The sequence below is a fragment of the Psychrobacter sp. TAE2020 genome (assembly GCF_018919485.1).
Lineage (GTDB): Bacteria > Pseudomonadota > Gammaproteobacteria > Pseudomonadales > Moraxellaceae > Psychrobacter.
In genome coordinates, this window is record NZ_JAHLMU010000001.1 from 1204952 (window position 1) to 1223285 (window position 18334).

Here is an 18334-nt window from a genome sequence, read left to right on the forward strand (position 1 = left end):
AAAAAGGATCTATGGCATAAGCGATAGACCCTTTTTATGAGATTTTTTCTTAAAATTCTAGTCAAAGCTCTGTTTAAGCCTTAAGTTAAAGCGGCAATGCTTTAATCTTCAGCAATTAAGTTAAAGAAATGCTGACGGTAATGTTTTAGTTCACGAATAGAGTCACGAATATCATCCAAGGCTAGATGACTGCCGCCTTTCTCAAAGTTTCTGAGAATATCAGGACGCCAGCGGAAGCAAAGCTCTTTGATTGACGATACATCCAAGTTACGATAGTGGAAAAACCGCTCAAGCTCTGGCATTTGGCGCGCCATAAAGCGACGATCTTGACAAATAGAGTTGCCACACATTGGTGACTTGCCACTATCGACCCACTTATTCAAAAACTTAATGGTTTCCGCTTCTGCTTCTGCCAAAGTTACAGTGCTACGACGAATACGATCAACTAGTCCTGACTGACCATGTTGCTTAGTATTCCAGTCGTCCATCCGGTTTAGAATCTGATCAGAGACTTTAATGGCAAATACTGGACCTTCAGCTAAAACATTTAAATCTTGATCAGTAACTACTGTAGCAATCTCAATAATCTCATCGTTTAAAGTATCAAGTCCGGTCATTTCCAAATCTATCCATACCAGCCCTTTTTTACCTTGGTTTTTAATTTTAATCTTGTTGGGATGGTCTGTGGTGCTCATAAGTTATCCTAGGTTCAATAAATTCTGCAGCAACTTTTAGTAAGTGATGCTTCATTAAAATCAGTCATTTAAGCCATAATCATTCATGAGTTAAATTTGGGCAAATTGGGTTTTAATAAATGAGCTGTTGCTGACTCATCATCAGGTCTGTAAAAAACATTACAAAACCTCTGTCTATGACGATTACTTTAGGCTGTATGTTAGCAAATTTTCACGTTACACTTAACAATATTTTTATAATAGGTCTTACTCATGGCATTAATCCGGCAGCGCAAACTAACTAAACAGCAGATTCGTCGTATTGATAAGCAACAGCTGCAGAGTCAAGACAGTATTGATGAGAGCTTAATGGATGGCGTAGTTATGGCGCATTACGGTAAGCAGTTAGAAGTGCAAGTGACCAGCTTACCGCTCGTCATCCCTGTACAGCCGGAGATAGCTCCTGATGACCCTGAACCTTTTTGGCAAGCACTGGCCTTAGGCGATATTTGGCGCTGTCACGTTCGTACTAACCTGCCTATGTTAGCTGCTGGTGATCAAGTGCGCTGGGGAGCAGACTCTAATACTGGCTTTGGCCGTATCGAGTCAGTAAAGCCGCGTACTTCTATGGTCTCAAGGCCTGATCGCTACCATAAGCTCAAGCCAGTCGCCGCTAATATTGATATTCTAGCGATCGTGTTTGCACCGCTACCTGCTGCTGCGCCGACTTTGATAGATCGTTATTTAGTCGTCTGTCACCATGCCGGTGTTAAGCCTCTATTAGTGCTAAACAAAGCCGATCTACTGGCTGACAATGATGATGCCAATACTAATGAGTTACTGATCCAATATGCTGCGTTAGGTTATGAGAGTGTATTAACCTCAGTGGATTGCCCGGAAAATGTCGCCGCTAGCAACGATCAACAAGGACTGAGTGAATTACAACGTTATATTAATAACAAATTAGTGATTTTTGCTGGTCAATCAGGGGTTGGTAAGAGTAGCTTAATCAATGCGCTACTGCCTGATTCAGCACAAAGCGTCAACATCATCTCTGATAACTCAAAACTTGGCCAGCACACTACTACTACTAGTCGTCTATTGCCTTTTAATCCTGATGACTTGACTGAAGGCGGCATCGTCGATACTCCAGGTATCCGCGAATATGGTATTTGGCATTTGACCCCTAATGATATTATCTCCGGCTTCGTTGAGCTAGCGCCTCTAGCAGGTAATTGTCAGTTCCGCGACTGTCGTCATACTTATAACAGTAAAGGCTGCGCACTTTGGCAAGCGGTGGCTGATGGCCAGGTGCTACAACGCCGTGTCGAAAACTTAGTGACCTTAATGGAAGAAGCAGACACTAAGCCTTATTAGCGCTTTGCTTTGTCGATATAAGCTATTAATTAGTTGGCAAAGCTTAGATTAGCAAACGCTTTGCTATCCTGCGTTTACTATGATTGACCAAATCGGTATAATAGCGCCTTGTTCACTAGGTTAAGTTGTATCCACAACTTAAAAGAACACTTATTTTTTGGAGGTATGTTTTGGATCGTGCGCTTGAATTTGTGGGTAACCACCCGTTTTTATTTGGTATTTTAGCAGTACTTGCCGTATTGTTTTTTGCCATTGAAAGCAAACGCAGCGGTAAAAAAGTGTCGCCCAATACGCTTGGTATGATGGTGAATTCTCAAAACGCGCAATTAATTGATATTCGCGCCAATAAGAAATTCACTACTGGCTACATTCAAGGCAGTCGTAACATTCCCTTCACTGAGCTAAAAGAGCGACTAGCAGAAGTACGTGCTATCGAAGACCCAATAGTTATTATTTGTGATATGGGGGCCACTGCTGGCGCTGCGATACAAATGATCGGTAAAGAAAATGTCTATCGTTTAGACGGTGGTATCGGTGGCTGGCAAGCAGGCGGTATGCCTCTAGTGGGCTTAAAAGACACTCAGCCAAAGGCTAAAGGCAAAACCAAGCCAAGCTTGTATAAATAACTTTCGTTACTGCTGGTTGCAGTGGCAATGGCAGTGAAAAACAAAAAAGACATCATAATCTTATGGTGTCTTTTTTATGTCTCATTTGTAGTTCAGTTATGACTATTTGCTCAATTATAGCTAGTTGCGCTTGAATTAATGACTCACAGCCCCACTTTATAACTGAAGATAGACAAATACCTACTAACTATTAATTTAGTATTGGCTGTAATCATTATATTATTGGCTTGGTACTGTCTTATCCCTATATAATCAACAAACCTATCAAGGATTTATCATGACCGTATCTGTAAAAGTATATACTACTCCTATCTGCCCATACTGCTCAAACGCCAAACAATTATTAAAGAACAAAGGGGTTGAGTATGAAGAAATTGGCATGCATGATATTAGCAGCGAAGAACGTCGCGAGCTGATGAAAAAAACTAATAATTATCGCACAGTACCCCAGATATTCATTGGCGATACTTTTGTTGGTGGCTTTGATGAGCTTAATCAGTTCAATCAACAAGGCAAGCTTGACGAATTATTAGCAGGCTAATAATTCACTATTCAAGTGAGCTAATCCTAAAATAACCATAAAATTTTAATTTTTGAGGAAACATCATGGCTGACGAACAAGCACAACCACAACTGGCCCTAGAACGCATTTATGTTAAAGATATGTCATTAGAAGTGCCAGGCGCAGAGGTCTTTACTAAAGAGTGGAACCCTGAGCTAGACATTAATCTTTCTAGCAATGCCGAAAAGCTTGATGACGACCATTATCAAGTTATCTTGACCGTGAGCGTTACTGCTAAGAATGCTGAGCAACCGGCTTTTATCGCTGAAGTTCATCAAGCAGGTATCTTCTTATTGAAGAATATTCCTGAAGATCAAATAGGCCAAATCCTAGGTGCTTATTGCCCTAACGTTTTGTTCCCTTATGCTCGTGAAGTGATCAGCGACATCGTTACCCGTGGTAGTTTCCCGCAGTTACTATTAGCTCCTGTTAACTTCGATCAGGCTTATGCTCAAAGCCAAGAGCAAGCTGGCGATTCAGCTAATGCTCAAATAGATGCTGAAGGCAAAGCGTAAGTTTTTAAGCTCTGCTTTATGCTAAAAAAGCCGTCATCTTAGCTAAGGTGACGGCTTTTTAGCTGCTGATTACCAGCATAAAAAAACCTCAACTTGAACCATTGAGGTTTTTTTGGCTAACTATTAGTTTAGTGAAGTTAGTTTAGTGAAGCTAGTTCAGTAAAGCTAATGAAGCCAAATCATTTTAGCGACATCATTTTAGCGAAATTAGCTCAGTAAACCTTACCCTTTTAATGCCGTCAAAATCTGCTGTTTAACAGTATCAATAGCTTGGGTACCATCAAACTTATCATAATCAGGAGCACTGTTAGCATTAGCACCTTGCTTGGCTTGATCTTGGTAAAAGCCTACTAAAGTAGAAGTTTGCTGATGATAAGTGGCTAAACGCTCACGGATAGTAGATTCTTTGTCATCTTCACGTTGAATCAACGCTTCGCCAGTGACATCATCGATGCCTTCTTGCTTAGGAGGATTATGATCAATGTGATAAACACGACCTGAGCCAGCATGTTGACGACGACCTGATAAACGCTTGACGATCTCATCATCAGGAACGCTGATTTCAATCACATGATTGATCGCAACATCTGCTTCTGCAAGGGCTTGCGCTTGTGGGATAGTACGTGGGAAGCCATCAAAAATACAGCCATTAGCACAGTCAGGCTTGGTAATGCGCTCTTTCACTAAATTGATAATTAGATCGTCAGAGACTAAGCCGCCAGCATTCATAATGCCTTGAGCTTGTTGGCCAAGCTCGCTGCCTTCTTTGATAGCAGCACGGAGCATATCACCAGTTGAGATTTGCGGGATATCATACTCTTTTGAGATAAACTGAGCTTGGGTGCCCTTACCGGCGCCTGGCGGTCCTAGCAAAATAATGCGCATCATTGTACGACTCTCCTTAATGAGTGGGATTTATAGATAAAATTTAGGTATTGTTAAATTGCAAGGCTTACCTTACCTTGCAGCTTTGTAAACCTCAAGTATTTTTAACCTAAGAGTGATAGCTCGCTATGACTTGACTGTTCATATAAATTGATTGCACGCTACAGTCGTCAGCTAAAACGTGCTAGATTTATGAGCAGATTTATCACTACTATAAGCGATAGTACTTAAGGTACTTGTTGATTAATCTCAACCTTGACTTGGTTTTGTTCAGCGCCTATTACTATTGGATTACCCGATAGATCACCAGACTCAGCAATAGCATTACCTGTGTGACTGACTCGAGCAACGACTACCAATTTAGTTTTTTCGCTACGTGCCATTTGAATAGTACGCTCAGGCATCATAGCGTCGAGGTCACTCAAACTGATAGTGGCTTGGCCTTGCTTGATAATGCTAATAGGTAGGCGTTTAGCCGCAAACGGTGGCCCTCCTTTCACATCACGAATAGCCACAAACAACACATCATCAGCCTTTATCAAAGGCAATAAGCTGGCGTTAATAGTTACGGTCACATCGATACCTAGCGCCGCTTGTTTTTCCTGCGTAGAGACATTAGCACTCAGCTCGTCCAAACTTGCCAAAGCTTTGCTATGATCACCCGGCTTAGCGGCGATATTATCGCGTAAGCGCTTAATCCAACCTTGAGCTTGCTGATAGTTACTACCACGAGCCTCACCCATAGCCATTAGCATTTGCGCGCCTTCGTGCTGTGGATTTTTGGCTAGTACGTCCTGCAATACTCGGCGAGTATTAGTATCGAGCTGGCCTTGATTGGCAAAAAAGCTAATCTGGGCGTAAGTAGTAGCGATTTCTTCATTATCAGGAGATAAGCGATAAGCCCGTGATAGTGACTCTATGGCTGAGTCAGTAGACTCAAGTGATAAGAACAATTCTGACAAACGCATCCAACGATCAGGATCATCAGCATGGCGATGGACATTGCTCTGCATAGCGGTGATAAGCTGACGACCATCATCTTCGATCGCCCACGCTGGTGGCTGGTCAAGCTTACCAGTTAATAGATCATCAGCGACTTGACCGACTTTATCTTCAGCCGACCAGAAGTTAAATACTGGCGTGCGGTCACCGATTAATAGATAAGCCAATGCCGTTAATGCTGGCACCCAAATGATAAGTAATAAACGGCTCTTTACGCCTGGAACAATCATAGGTTCTATTTGGCGCTGCGCATCTAATAGCTGTCTTTCAAGCTCAAGCTTTTGATTTTGATAGTGACTATCATCGATAGTGCCCGTATCCTTATCAGTCTTAAGCTCAGCCAAACGCTCACGGAATACTGCGATATTGATATCTAATAACTGATTATCTACCGGTTTGTTTTGTGCGCGCTTAGCACGCAGCCAAGGCATTACCACGATGATCGACAGTACTAAAGTAATCAATAAGCTTAGAGCAATAAATAAGCCGAGTGTAGAGAATTGGGTCATTTTTTGTCCTCGGTGCTAGTAATGTCACGATCAAAGCCATTAGCGCTGTCAGAACGTGATAATAAACGCTCCAATTCAGCCTTTTCAGTAGCATTTAATGGTGTAGTAGTATGATCTACCGATGGCCCACTCTGACCACGTGCGGTAAGCTGACGGCGTTTGGTTTGCCAAAACCAGCCAGCGATTAGCAAGATCAGTAATAACGGTGGGAAAAACCATAATATCCAAGTAGAGGGACGTACTGGTGGCTTATAACTGATAAAGTCGCCGTAACGCTCTTGCATGTAATTGCGAATTTCACCGTCACTGCGACCCTCTTTGATTAGATCATAAGTCTTTTGCTTTAGATCTTGGGCGATAGGAGCGTCAGATCCAGCCAAGTTTTGATTTTGACATTTTGGGCAGCGTAGCTCTTCGATCAGGCCCCGGTACTGAGCTTCTTGCTGTATCGAGTCAAAATCATAGACATCAATAGCAGCATTAGCCGTCATACTCATGATAGTAGCCAGCACCGCAGCTAACCCTAAGGCTAGCCACTTAGATAGTTGACGACTTTTGAGTAGATTGGTGGTTGTTAAATTAAATGTCATTGACAGACCTCCGCAACTTGAGCTGGATCGAGGGCAGTAGCGTTATCGCTAGCTTGGTTGAGTATCTTCAAACAAGGCATAATACGCTCTTGCCAATTGGCTTCATTAATCTCACCAATAATATGCTGACGAATAACTCTATCTCCATCAACTATAAAAGTCTCAGGAGCACCCGTTAAGCCTAAGTCTAAGGCAAACCCTCCCGCTGAATCTTGAATAGACATCGAGAACGGATCGCCACGCTGGTTTAAGTAGCTAAGCGCATTACCGATGTCATCTTTATAGTTCACCCCAATGATCTCCACACCTCGTTCTTCAAGCTGCATCAAAAAAGGATGCTCGACGATACAAGTAGGACACCACGAGCCCCAAATATTCATTAAAAACGGCTTATTGGGCAAATTACTATTAGTCATATTACGACTAGTGTCAGACAACAGTGGCAACTCAAAGGTAGGAACTGGACGCTCAAGAGCGGTATTAGTCACAATCTCTGTCGGCTTACCTAAGCGCATATAAAGCATAACTACTATGCCAAAAAACACTATTAGCGGAATCAAGAACCATAGCTTCATCTGCTTTTTTTTCATGGTCTTGCTAGGACGCTTGCCGTTATTAGTGTTATTGATATTAGTATTATCAACATCGGTCTTGTTAAGGTCATCGTTTTGATCAGGATTATGGTTTGAAGTAGTCATTCTACTGTTCCCCTGTCGTCGATGCCGTAGTCGCTACTGCTTTATTTAAAGTCTGAGCTTCTGGATCAAGGCTCAGAGTGCTTGTGGTCAAAGTATCAGTAGCCAACAGCTTAGACTGAGGTTTTTTGATGCGATAGCGTTTATCAAGCATACTTATTAAGCCACCTAAAGCCATGATAATAGCGCCCAACCAGATCCAACGGATCAACGGCTTCACATAAATACGTACGGCCCACTGATTGCTATCTTCAGCGATAGGCTCGCCTAAGGCCACATAAAAATCACGCATGATACTGGCATCAATAGCGGCTTCAGTCATCGGCATCATGCTAACGACATAAGTACGTTTTTCAGGATAAAGAGTCGCCACTGAGCGACCGTCTTTACTGACCTCTACTTTAGCTTGCGTGGCATCAAAGTTACTGCCTTTGACTTCTTTAAAATCAGTAACAGCAAAATCATAGCCTTGCACCGTTACCGTATCACCAAGTCCCAACGCTACATCGCGCTCGATACTTAAGCTGCTAGTAAATGCCACCCCAATAACTGCTATTAACACCCCGATATGGGCCGTTTGTTGCCCCCAATAGCTTAAGCGTAACTGACGTAAACCCTTAAACAGACTAGGGGCATTTTTGGTCTTATCTTTAAAATCAACCACCATCCACAGCAATACCCAAAAGCTTACGGCTAAAGTCACGCCGATATTGAGCATAGAGGACGGGTTAACAAAGTAAGTAATAATAGCCGCGAGCACCAAACTACTGACCGCAATGACCATACCAACGCCCAATAGTGGACGACTGTCTTTTTTCCAACGGATATTAGAGCCCATACCCATCGCTATCAATAGTAGCCACGTTAGCGGTACAAATAGCGCATTAAAATACGGAGGGCCTACTGAGACCTGACCTAAATTAAAGGCATCAGCGATGATAGGATATAAAGTACCTAGTAGCACCACTAAAGTTGAGATCAGAATAATGGCATTGTTAATGACTAAAAAAGACTCACGAGAAACCAGTTGATACTGACTCTCAACTGTCAAGCGCCAACCACGAACCGCAAACATCAGCAAACCACCACCGATGATTATGCCCAAAATAGCTAAAATGACTAAGCCACGAGTTGGATCAGCAGCGAATGAATGCACTGAAGTAATAACCCCAGAGCGCACTAAAAAAGTACCGAGTAAACTAAGAGCAAAAGCAAAGATAGCCAGCATGATAGTCCAAGCTTTGAACACCCCACGCTTTTCGGTAACGGCTAACGAATGGATCAATGCTAAACCAGCCAACCAAGGCATTAAAGAAGCATTCTCTACTGGATCCCAAAACCACCAACCACCCCAGCCAAGCTCGTAATAAGCCCACCATGAGCCCAAAGCGATACCCACAGTCAAGAAACCCCAAGCGGCTAGCGCCCAAGGCCGTGACCAACGAGTCCAAACCGCATCTAAACGGCCTTCCCATAGCGCCGCCATACAAAAGGCAAAAGGCACTACCATACCGACATAACCCATATACAGCATAGGGGGATGGATAATAAGACCAAAATCCTGTAATACGGGGTTAAGATCTGCGCCATCGACGATCAGATTAGGTAAAGTGCGATCAAAAGGTGACGAAGTAAAGATTAGCATGGCCAGCATCATCAGCTGCACCCCTGCTAATATTACTAATACTCGTGCTCGCATAGATAACGGTAGGCCACGGCTGAAATAAGAGACTAAGGCACACCAAGTGGCCATAATAGTCATCCACAGTAGCAATGAGCCTTCGTGTCCACCCCAAGTTGCTGATAACTTATAGTACCAAGGCAACAAAGTGTTGGAATGCTGAGCGACATAAGCCAAGCTAAAATCATTGTAATAAAAGCCTGCCATCAACGCCCCAAATGAGACAGCCATGGCGGCAAACTGTGCCCAAGCTAAGCTTGGTGCCAAACGCTGCCAAGCGACACGACCTTGCACGATCCCTACGGTTGGCAACACGACCTGCAAGATCGCTAAGATAAAGGCGGCCAGCAAGGCCAAATAACCTAATTCTGTGATTAACATACGGTCTAACCTTGTTATACGCTAATAGTTTGCTGTAGCAGCTTGGTCGACTTATAACTGGCCAAGACACTTAGCGTCTGTTACGAATTTTTTGACGGTTTTAACGGTGATTTTGTTTTATGTGATTACGGCTATAGATGATTATTTGCTGTGTTTGTTTTAGTTGATACTTTAGTTGATTCACTTATAAGCTTATTCTGCTGTTCTGTTCTACTGTTCTAATTGTACTGTTCTAATTGTACTGTTCTTATAAAAATAATGACTTTATCTGTAGGGATACTTTGCTAATGATGTTTTGATGGTGGTTATAGCTATGAGCTTCAATACGTCACTATAAAAATTCATCATTTATCACTTAACTAACTGCTGGCAGGAATACTAGAACCAAATGCAACCAACCGGCTAAAAAGCCAGTAATACCGCCTAATACAATCAAGGTTAATTCATCTTCTTGAAAGGCTGGGCGCAATAAGTTTTGAAATTCGCGCGGTGACAATGCACGGATACGGTCACGAAACAAGCCAAATATCTTGCTAGCGCGACTCTCATTCAATTCAGGATCACGCATCGGTATCATAGTGGCACTGATCGACTTATCGATAATAGTGTTCTTTAGCTGACCAAATTCACGACGACCTAGTCCCATACGCAAAGTAGTATTGACTAACGGTGAATCCAACACCTCATATAGGTGTGACTTCATTAGCTCACGAGTTTGTGCTGCCCGCTCACCATACATCATCTCGTTCATGATGTTCTCAAGAGTAACCAAATCCTTCACCACAATCTCAGCGAACACCTCAGAGACTTCCTCTTGACGCTTCATAAAGCCGCCCTGCCAGCGAAACTGGGTGATATGTGGCGCTTGTAACTTGATAAAAGGAAAGCCTTGACGCCAAGAGAAGAATTTTATACAAGGGATAAACTTAGGTTCTATCGGATTAAATACCATCCAAATAGCAATCCAGTTGGTCAGTAAGCCCCACACTGCCGCAAAAAAAGGCACTGTCCAATGCACGGGCACTACCAAAAAGATAAACATCTGGATAATGCCGAATATCAAACCAATCAGCGCACTAATATGCCAAATAAAGTTGATCTCATGTTGACCAACTTTTAAGAACATGTTGACCATCAAGCGTCTATCGCTCTCCATCTTATTGACGATCATCTGACGCATATCGACTAAGTCCTCGACATGATAAGTCAAGTCGGTCACTAGCGATTGCATGATTCCTGGCAGCTGTTGATGAGCTTGCGCATAGAGACGCCGCTTTAAGGCATAAGGGATGTTATTCCATAAGGTCTCTGAGCGCTCAAGCATGACCTCATCGATTAAAGACTCGAGGTTTTGATCGACAGTATCGGTAATGAATACTGCCATTTGCTCAGGCTCCATGGCCTGAAAGAACTCATCAAGCGAGCCTAGTTTAGATAAAGTTTGGTCAACAATAACCCCTGATATCTTGCCAGCTTTACGCGGCACTATACCTTGCCAGCCTATTCCGGGTAAGCCAAAAAAAGGAAAGTTTGGGATACGGATACCCCGAAACTTAATGGGGTAAAACAGCATCTTTAGTGCCATCCATACGTGTATCCAAGTGACAAGTGCGGTCACTGGCGGTATGGTCAGCATGGCAAGGAACTCTGGATGCTCAGCAAGCGTCTGCCATATTGAAGTTGCAACCATGACTGTTTATGCCCCTGACATAAGGATTAGCTTTAATCTATAGTCATAAATAATGACTGATTACTAAAACAATGTTTTTAGCAAAAATGCTATAAAATAAACCGCTTGATTTTAACATACTTGCCATTTATTAGCACGGCTTACTGGCTAGGGTAAATGACTGTTGGTACTACCTTTGATCTCACTATCTTCAGCTTTTATTGACCGTTTTTTTATCAACCCAGCCAACCCAGGTTCTTGTTTTAGCTGAATTAACTTTTAATCTAACCCTTCGGTTAGTGATTAACCGCCATTCATCTAGCAAACTACAATTGCCATGGCAAAGGCAACAGAGTCTATTTTGTTCTGTTATAATTTGCTACTGATCGCCGTTACTAGCCTTAATACTTTTGCTCGACTTAATAATTTGGTACTGACTTTACATGAATAAACCGCTTACGCCAGATACTGAACTAGTAAACCGCATTTTTATGCAGCGAATTATTATCTTTGGGTTAATTATATTTGTAGGACTAAGTGGCCTGCTACTGCGCTATGGCTATTTGCAAGTTTACGCTCATGATCAGTATTCAACTAACGCTGATAATAACCGCATTAAACTGATATCAGCCCCGCCCAGCCGTGGCTACATCTATGATCGTAACGGTATAATATTGGCGGACAATCAGCCAGTATTTACGGCTATGCTAAGCCCCGATGAAGTCACTAACCCTGAGCGTACGCTGACTTTGTTAGCCCCTATTTTTGAGCTCACTGCTAGCGATATAACTGACATTTTGGCGCGTATTAGTCGCAGTAAAAATGATCCCGTCACCATAAAGATTGATGTGACTGAAAGGCAATTGGCACAGTTTAGTGAGCGCAAGCCTTTCTTTCGCGGAGTTAACATTCAAAGCAAGCTAACTCGCTCTTATCCTTATGATGATCTATTCGCCCATGTTATTGGTTATGTTGGTCGTATTAATGATAAAGAGACCAAAACCATCGATAAGGATCGCTATGCTGGTACTGATCTAATCGGCAAAATTGGTATTGAGGACTTCTATGAAGATATTTTACTCGGCCAGCCCGGCTATCAGTCGGTAGAAACCGATGCCCACGGTAATATCTTGCGCCAGTTAGAGTCAAAAGCCCCAACAGCCGGCAATGACATCACTCTAAGCTTAGACTATGGCCTTCAAACGGTAGCTCAACAGCAGCTCGATGGTCGTCGTGGCGCTATTGTGGCAATAGACCCCAAAAACGGTGATGTGTTAGCGTTCGTCAGTAACCCAAGTTACGACCCTAATCCTTTTATATCAGGTATCTCCTTTAAGGACTATGGCGAGCTGCGAGATGATCTCGATCAGCCGATGTATAACCGAGCGCTGCAAGGTATGTATCCGCCGGGCTCTACTATCAAGCCGTTTGAAGGGCTGGGTGGTCTGCATTACGGTCTACGTAATTGGGATACTACTATATATGACCCAGGCTATTTTAGCTTGCCTGGTGACTCGCATCGTTTCCGTGACTGGAAGCGTGGCGGGCACGGTACAGTCAACCTCAATAAATCTATCGCCATGTCGGTCGATACTTATTACTACAAGTTGGCTTATGAGATGGGTATCCAGCGCCTGCATGACTGGATGGTACGCTTTGGCTTTGGTGAGCAGACAGGAATTGACTTGCCTAATGAGAAGTCCGGTATTATGCCTTCGCCGCAATGGAAAAAAGACACTTACAATAAAGGCTGGCTACCTGGTGAGACTATCTCTGTCAGTATTGGCCAAGGGTACTTCTTATCTACGCCCTTACAGATTGCTAATGCTACAGCGATGACGGCTAACCAAGGCTATCATATTACCCCGCATCTACTGAAGAGTAGCGTAGGTAGCGCTGAAGTCGATATCATCACTAAGCCTGACGGCAAAATAGAATACAATGGCGAGCCCTCTGACTGGCTACGCATGCATAGCGCCATGGAAAACGTGATAAAAGGCGGTACCGGTCGCGGCATTTATACTGATCGCTATCGTATCGCTGGCAAGACGGGTACCGCGCAAGTAAAATCAATCGCGCAAGGCAAAAGCTATAACAAAGCGGCGTTGGATAAACGCCATTGGGATCACGCTTGGTTCAATGGCTTTGCCCCAGTAGAAGATCCACAAATCGCCCTTGCGGTACTAGTAGAAAACGGTGGTGGAGGTAGTGCGGTAGCCGCTCCTATCGGTCGTGCCTTGTTCGATTACTGGCTAATACAACGCAAAAATAACCCTATCTTACCGCCGAGCGCTGAACAACTTGCTATTATCAAACGTCAAAAAGCGGTGGATAAAGTGGCCCGTGATTTAATACGTGACCAACAGCAGGCGCTAAAAGAACAAGCTGAAGCTGAGGCCAAAGCTGCAACAGCAATTACTACAGCAGCGACAGTAACAACCGCAACCGCAACCACAAGCGGCTAAAGTCCCAATAGTTAACTCTGTTAAAATAGCCGCGGATTAACACTAGCTAGCTTAGTTCGCTGTTGGCCAAAACCTAGCCCCTTTTAATAAAATAACGTCATAGAATAAGATAAAGACCTGATGAAAAAGCCAGTATCGTCCCGTAAAGTAATCGCTAAACCCGCCCCTAGAGGTAATACTAAAATGGCTTCTAAAGCTAAAAGTGCTACTGCTGGCGAAGTACGTATTATCGGTGGCCAGTTCAAGCGGCGCAGTATTAGCTTTATCGAGGCGCAAGGGTTACGCCCTACCCCTGATCGCCTAAGGGAAACGCTGTTCAATTGGCTAATTGCTGACATCCATGGCGCACGTGTACTCGATAGCTGTGCCGGTAGCGGGGTATTAGGGTTTGAGGCCTTGTCACGTGGCGCGGCGCATTGCACTTTTATTGAAATGAACGCTGTGCAAAGTCAGCGCTTGCAGTACAGCGCAGAACAGCTGCGTCTTGACGCTAGTCAGTACCAAGTCATTCAAGGGCAAGCCGAGCAAGTGTTAGAAAAACCAGCAGAATTTTTGCTAAGCTTGCCACCGTGCCTGTCAGCACAATCAACATCAGCATCAGCATCAGCGCCAATAGGTGCCCATGACTCTAAGCAAAATAGTGAGCATCATATCGGCCCGTTTAATCTAGTTTTTATTGATCCGCCTTACGCTGATGACTTATGGCAGCCTATTTTGACTGCCTTAATCGAGTACCAATGGATTGATGCTAGTAGTGTTATCTATCTAGAAGCGGATAAAGATCTGACCGAGCAATTGGCGGTGTTAGCGGCTACTCTTAGACAAAATGCGGCTACAGCAAACTTTCAAGGTTTTGACTGTCTAAAACAAACCAAAGTCGGACAAGTTGTCGCTGGACTTTACACGCTAGCATCGTCATAATCGAACAGCTTATGCTATGATTTATTAATAGCTATTTATTTATTAGCGGCTACTACTTATTGTAAACCATCCATTTTGCATAAAAAAAGCAGCTGATAATCGCTAAAACTTGCCAAAAAATGGTTAAATATACTGTTTTAATGGTAAGCGTGCGAAAATAAACCCCAATGCAGCTTGCAACAATCTACGCTACTGCTTATAATGTGCAGTCTGTTTTTTGAGAGCCCCGTTCCCAGCTAAACTCTCAACGAATTCTAAATTTAAGGTTTTATCATGAAAACACTTAGTGCAAAACCAGCTGAAGTGACCCATGACTGGTTTGTCGTAGATGCTGACGGCAAAACTCTTGGTCGCTTAGCCACTCAAATCGCTAGTCGCTTACGTGGCAAGCATAAGACTTGTTATACTCCGCATGTTGACACTGGTGACTTTATTGTCGTTATCAATGCCGAAAAAATCGCGGTTACTGGTAAAAAAGCGCAAGACAAAAAGTACTATCGTCACACTGGTTATCCAGGTGGGATTAAAGAAACTAACTTCACCAAGCTGATTGCACATAAGCCTGAAGATGTTTTACACAAAGCAGTTAAAGGTATGCTTCCAAAGGGCCCTCTTGGCTATGCGATGATCAAGAAGCTGAAACTATATGCGGGAACTGAACATCCGCATGAAGCCCAGCAACCTAAAGAACTAGACATCTAAGGATACACTTATGGAACGCAATTACGGAACTGGTCGTCGTAAGACTTCTACTGCTCGCGTCTTTTTAGCTAAAGGTACTGGTAGCATTGTCGTTAACGGCAAGCCACTTGATGAGTATTTTAGCCGTGAAACTTCACGTATGGTTGTTCGTCAGCCACTAGAGTTACTTGACTCTATTACTGCTTATGACCTTTACATCACTGTTAAAGGTGGTGGTATTAGTGGTCAAGCTGGCGCTATTCGCCACGGTATCACTCGTGCCCTAGTTGAGCTTGACGAAACTAACAAGCCTGCGCTTAAAGCAGCTGGTTTTGTTACTCGTGACTCACGTCAAGTTGAACGTAAGAAAGTTGGTCTACGTAAAGCACGTAAACGTCCACAATTTTCAAAACGTTAATCAAAGCTATTATTTATTGGTTTATGGCTACTGCTCCTATTATAAGAACAGACTAGCTATAAATGATAAATTAGTAGATTTGCAAAACCTTATAAGTGGTTTACCGCTTATAAGGTTTTTTTATGGCTGATAGAATTTTATGGCTGATAGAATATAGAAAGATTGACTCGCTAACCAATCCATAACCCCAAACCTCCCCATTGCGTAAAAAACCAGCTTGCAAAGTCGTCAGAGCTGCCCCATCATAACAGTACCTTTTCTGCATCAGTCTTAATATCATGAAAGCGCCTGAACAGTTTGATCCTAGCAAAATAACTAAGTCCAGTGCTCCTAGTGCTTCGCCCTCTAAGGCGCTACAGCACGGTAAATCACCAGCTATTCCTGTTGGTACGCCTACGATTACTCAGACCCATAAGCAAACTAACGCTACCGTCAAAAAGCCGTTTGAAATGCGCTTGTTAATGCCACAGTATTGGGGTATATGGCTACTATTGGCGCTGATATTACCCTTAGTGTATTTGCCACTACGCTGGCAGTTTTGGTTAGGTCGTAAGCTAGGTATTAGTCTCTATAAGCTAATCGGCTCACGCCGCCGTGATACGCTAATTAATTTAAAATTAGCCTTTCCGGAAAAGCCAGAAGTTGAGCGCGAACTAATGGCCAAGCAAGTCTTCGTTAACCAAGGTATCGGTGTGTTCGAGACTTTATGCGCTTGGTATCGTCCGAATGTTTTTACTCGTACCGTATCGATCTCAGGATTACAGCATCTAATCGCTGCTCAGAATGAAGGACGAGCCGTTATTTTATTAGGGGCCCACTACACTTTGTTAGATCTGGGTGGTATGCTTTGTACTCAGTTTTTCCCGATGGATGGCATGTATCGACCGCAGAACAATGCCCTACTCGATTGGTTGGTTTACAACGGCCGTAGTAGCATTTTGAGTAAGCAAATCTCTAGTCGTGATATGCGTAGTGTGGTTAGCTCTATTAAAGCCGGCCATGTCATTTGGTATTCGCCGGATCAAGATTATGGTCTTAAACAAGGGGTGATGGCTCCATTTTTTGGCGTTCCGGCAGCCACTCTTACAGCGACACGGCGACTAGCTGTAATAGGAGATAAAGCAAAGCTCCCTGCTGTCATGGCGCTACATACTTATCGACAAACCCCTGACAACATACCTAAAGGCAAACGGCCCCATTATCATTTAACTATCACGCCTGAACTGGACAACTATCCTAGTAATGATGCGGTTACTGATGCTACTCGAGTTAATGAGCTGCTAGAAGGTTTGATTCGTATCGATCCTACGCAATGGATGTGGTTTCATCGACGTTTTAAAAATGGTCCGAATGGACGCACTGACCTCTACAAGTAATATAAGCTAACTCATATGAGCGGCAATGCAAATTTGCTATACTTCACTTCTTTAGTAAGCTTTAGTAAGCCTCAGTAAGCTTTAGGCGCCTTGACAACCCTTTAACAGAACCCTAATGACATTTTAATAAAACATGCATAACCCTTTAATAGCACCTTAATAACACTCTAATAACACCTTAATAAAGACAGATACGGATTTTTCATGAATAATAATGACAGTGTGACCCCTTTGAATAGCCAACAGCCAGCAGCCAAACGTGTGTTAACTGGTATTAAACCGACTGGTACTCTACATTTAGGCAATTATATTGGTGCTATTCGCCCAGCTATTGAATCGATTAAAAACAGCGATGATGAAGCTTTTTTCTTTTTGGCAGATTACCATGGCATTATTGGCTGTCATGATCCGGCGGTGATTCATGAATCTACTAAATCGATTGCGGCCACTTGGTTGGCTTGTGGCCTAGATCCTGAGCGTGTCACTTTTTATCGTCAGTCAGATGTGCCAGAGATTCCAGAATTGGCTTGGATTCTTAATTGCTCTTGTGCCAAAGGTCTAATGAATCGTGCTCATGCTTATAAAGCTTCAGTCGATGTTAATGTAGCTAATAGTGTGGATGCTGACCAAGGCGTTACTATGGGGCTGTTTGGCTATCCGGTATTAATGGCTGCCGACATCTTAATGTTTAATGCCACTCATGTGCCAGTTGGTCGTGATCAGATTCAGCATATCGAGATGGCTCGTGACATCGCTGGTACTTTTAATCATAGATATAAGCCGCTATTCACTATGCCAACTGCAGTAGTCGATGATGCTACCCCCTTATTAACGGGACTTGATGGCCGTAAAATGAGCAAAAGCTATGGCAACACTATCCCTCTATTTGGTGATATGAACCCACAAGTGAGCTCAGAGAAGCAGATGCATAAAGCTATTATGAAGATCGTTACTAACTCGCAATTACCTAACGAGCCAAAAGACCCTGATGATTCCGCTATATTCGAAATCTATAAAGCCTTTGCTAGTGCTGAAGAAGTCGCAGCTATGCGTGAGCAATTCGCTACTGGTATTGGCTGGGGTGAGGCTAAACAAGCGCTATTTGAAAAAATAAACAATGAGATTGCGCCATTCCGTGCTCGTTACCAAGAGCTGATGAATAATCCAATACAATTAGAAGAAATACTACAAATGGGAGCGGATAAAGCCCGTCGCCATAGCCGCAAACAGTTGGATAAAACTCGTCGTGCTATCGGCATCCGTCCGCTTGCTAAGCTTAAGTAATAGTCCTTATTTAATACAAACTA

Annotated in this window: 17 protein-coding genes; 10 read left to right on the forward strand and 7 right to left on the reverse strand. The window is 43.2% G+C overall.

From position 1 onward, the window contains the following. Positions 1 to 101: 101 nt before the first annotated feature. Positions 102 to 695: an oligoribonuclease gene (gene orn / locus KPY62_RS04770; RefSeq protein ID WP_201623633.1), complete on the reverse strand. Its 594-nt coding sequence runs from the start codon at positions 693 to 695 to the stop codon at positions 102 to 104. Positions 696 to 947: 252 nt separating this feature from the next. Between orn and rsgA the strand changes: the two genes are divergently transcribed. The 4 genes from rsgA to secB all read left to right on the forward strand — a co-directional run bounded on the left by rsgA (position 948) and on the right by secB (position 3754). Next, complete coding sequence (gene rsgA, locus KPY62_RS04775; protein ID WP_216581048.1) at positions 948 to 2051, forward strand: ribosome small subunit-dependent GTPase A; 1104 nt, start codon at positions 948 to 950, stop codon at positions 2049 to 2051. A gap of 170 nt (positions 2052 to 2221) precedes the next feature. Continuing rightward, a complete protein-coding gene (locus tag KPY62_RS04780) occupies positions 2222 to 2677 on the forward strand; it encodes a rhodanese-like domain-containing protein (RefSeq protein ID WP_216581049.1) in 456 nt (151 codons plus the stop codon). A 277-nt stretch (positions 2678 to 2954) separates the two neighbouring features. After that, complete coding sequence (gene grxC, locus KPY62_RS04785) at positions 2955 to 3218, forward strand: glutaredoxin 3 (RefSeq protein WP_216581050.1); 264 nt, start codon at positions 2955 to 2957, stop codon at positions 3216 to 3218. A gap of 62 nt (positions 3219 to 3280) precedes the next feature. Then, a complete protein-coding gene (gene secB / locus KPY62_RS04790) occupies positions 3281 to 3754 on the forward strand; it encodes a protein-export chaperone SecB (protein ID WP_201623674.1) in 474 nt (157 codons plus the stop codon). Positions 3755 to 3976: 222 nt separating this feature from the next. Here the strand turns inward: secB and adk are convergent, their stop codons facing one another. The 6 genes from adk to KPY62_RS04820 form a co-directional block, all read right to left on the reverse strand. Further along, positions 3977 to 4642 carry an adenylate kinase gene (gene adk, locus KPY62_RS04795; protein WP_216581051.1) on the reverse strand — a complete coding sequence of 222 codons (666 nt, stop codon included), beginning with the start codon at positions 4640 to 4642 and terminating at the stop codon, positions 3977 to 3979. A gap of 224 nt (positions 4643 to 4866) precedes the next feature. Beyond that, positions 4867 to 6150, reverse strand: coding sequence for a c-type cytochrome biogenesis protein CcmI (gene ccmI / locus KPY62_RS04800; protein ID WP_216581052.1), 1284 nt, complete (start codon positions 6148 to 6150; stop codon positions 4867 to 4869). Further along, positions 6147 to 6647: a cytochrome c-type biogenesis protein gene (locus KPY62_RS04805; protein WP_228730729.1), complete on the reverse strand. Its 501-nt coding sequence runs from the start codon at positions 6645 to 6647 to the stop codon at positions 6147 to 6149. Before KPY62_RS04805 ends, ccmI begins: the two co-directional genes overlap by 4 nt. Before the next feature lie 89 nt (positions 6648 to 6736). Then, positions 6737 to 7330, reverse strand: a complete 594-nt coding sequence (locus KPY62_RS04810) for a DsbE family thiol:disulfide interchange protein (RefSeq protein WP_228730730.1) — start codon at positions 7328 to 7330, stop codon at positions 6737 to 6739. A gap of 109 nt (positions 7331 to 7439) precedes the next feature. Continuing rightward, complete coding sequence (locus tag KPY62_RS04815) at positions 7440 to 9497, reverse strand: heme lyase CcmF/NrfE family subunit (RefSeq protein WP_228730575.1); 2058 nt, start codon at positions 9495 to 9497, stop codon at positions 7440 to 7442. 355 nt (positions 9498 to 9852) lie between these two features. Next, positions 9853 to 11187, reverse strand: coding sequence for a hypothetical protein (locus tag KPY62_RS04820; RefSeq protein ID WP_216581055.1), 1335 nt, complete (start codon positions 11185 to 11187; stop codon positions 9853 to 9855). Positions 11188 to 11609: 422 nt separating this feature from the next. Here KPY62_RS04820 and mrdA point away from each other — a divergent pair, with 422 nt between their 5' ends. The 6 genes from mrdA to KPY62_RS04850 all read left to right on the forward strand — a co-directional run bounded on the left by mrdA (position 11610) and on the right by KPY62_RS04850 (position 18311). Continuing rightward, positions 11610 to 13631: a penicillin-binding protein 2 gene (gene mrdA, locus KPY62_RS04825; protein ID WP_216581056.1), complete on the forward strand. Its 2022-nt coding sequence runs from the start codon at positions 11610 to 11612 to the stop codon at positions 13629 to 13631. Between the two features lie 120 nt (positions 13632 to 13751). Further along, a complete protein-coding gene (locus tag KPY62_RS04830; protein WP_416384026.1) occupies positions 13752 to 14552 on the forward strand; it encodes an RsmD family RNA methyltransferase in 801 nt (266 codons plus the stop codon). Between the two features lie 273 nt (positions 14553 to 14825). Continuing rightward, positions 14826 to 15254, forward strand: coding sequence for a 50S ribosomal protein L13 (gene rplM, locus KPY62_RS04835; RefSeq protein WP_201623622.1), 429 nt, complete (start codon positions 14826 to 14828; stop codon positions 15252 to 15254). A 10-nt stretch (positions 15255 to 15264) separates the two neighbouring features. Further along, positions 15265 to 15651, forward strand: coding sequence for a 30S ribosomal protein S9 (rpsI, locus tag KPY62_RS04840; RefSeq protein ID WP_201623621.1), 387 nt, complete (start codon positions 15265 to 15267; stop codon positions 15649 to 15651). Positions 15652 to 15929: 278 nt separating this feature from the next. Beyond that, positions 15930 to 17027 carry a lipid A biosynthesis acyltransferase gene (locus tag KPY62_RS04845; protein WP_216581057.1) on the forward strand — a complete coding sequence of 366 codons (1098 nt, stop codon included), beginning with the start codon at positions 15930 to 15932 and terminating at the stop codon, positions 17025 to 17027. 204 nt (positions 17028 to 17231) lie between these two features. Further along, the gene (locus tag KPY62_RS04850; protein ID WP_216581058.1) at positions 17232 to 18311 is read left to right on the forward strand and encodes a tryptophan--tRNA ligase; all 1080 of its coding nucleotides are present in this window, start codon (positions 17232 to 17234) and stop codon (positions 18309 to 18311) included. Positions 18312 to 18334: the final 23 nt, after the last annotated feature.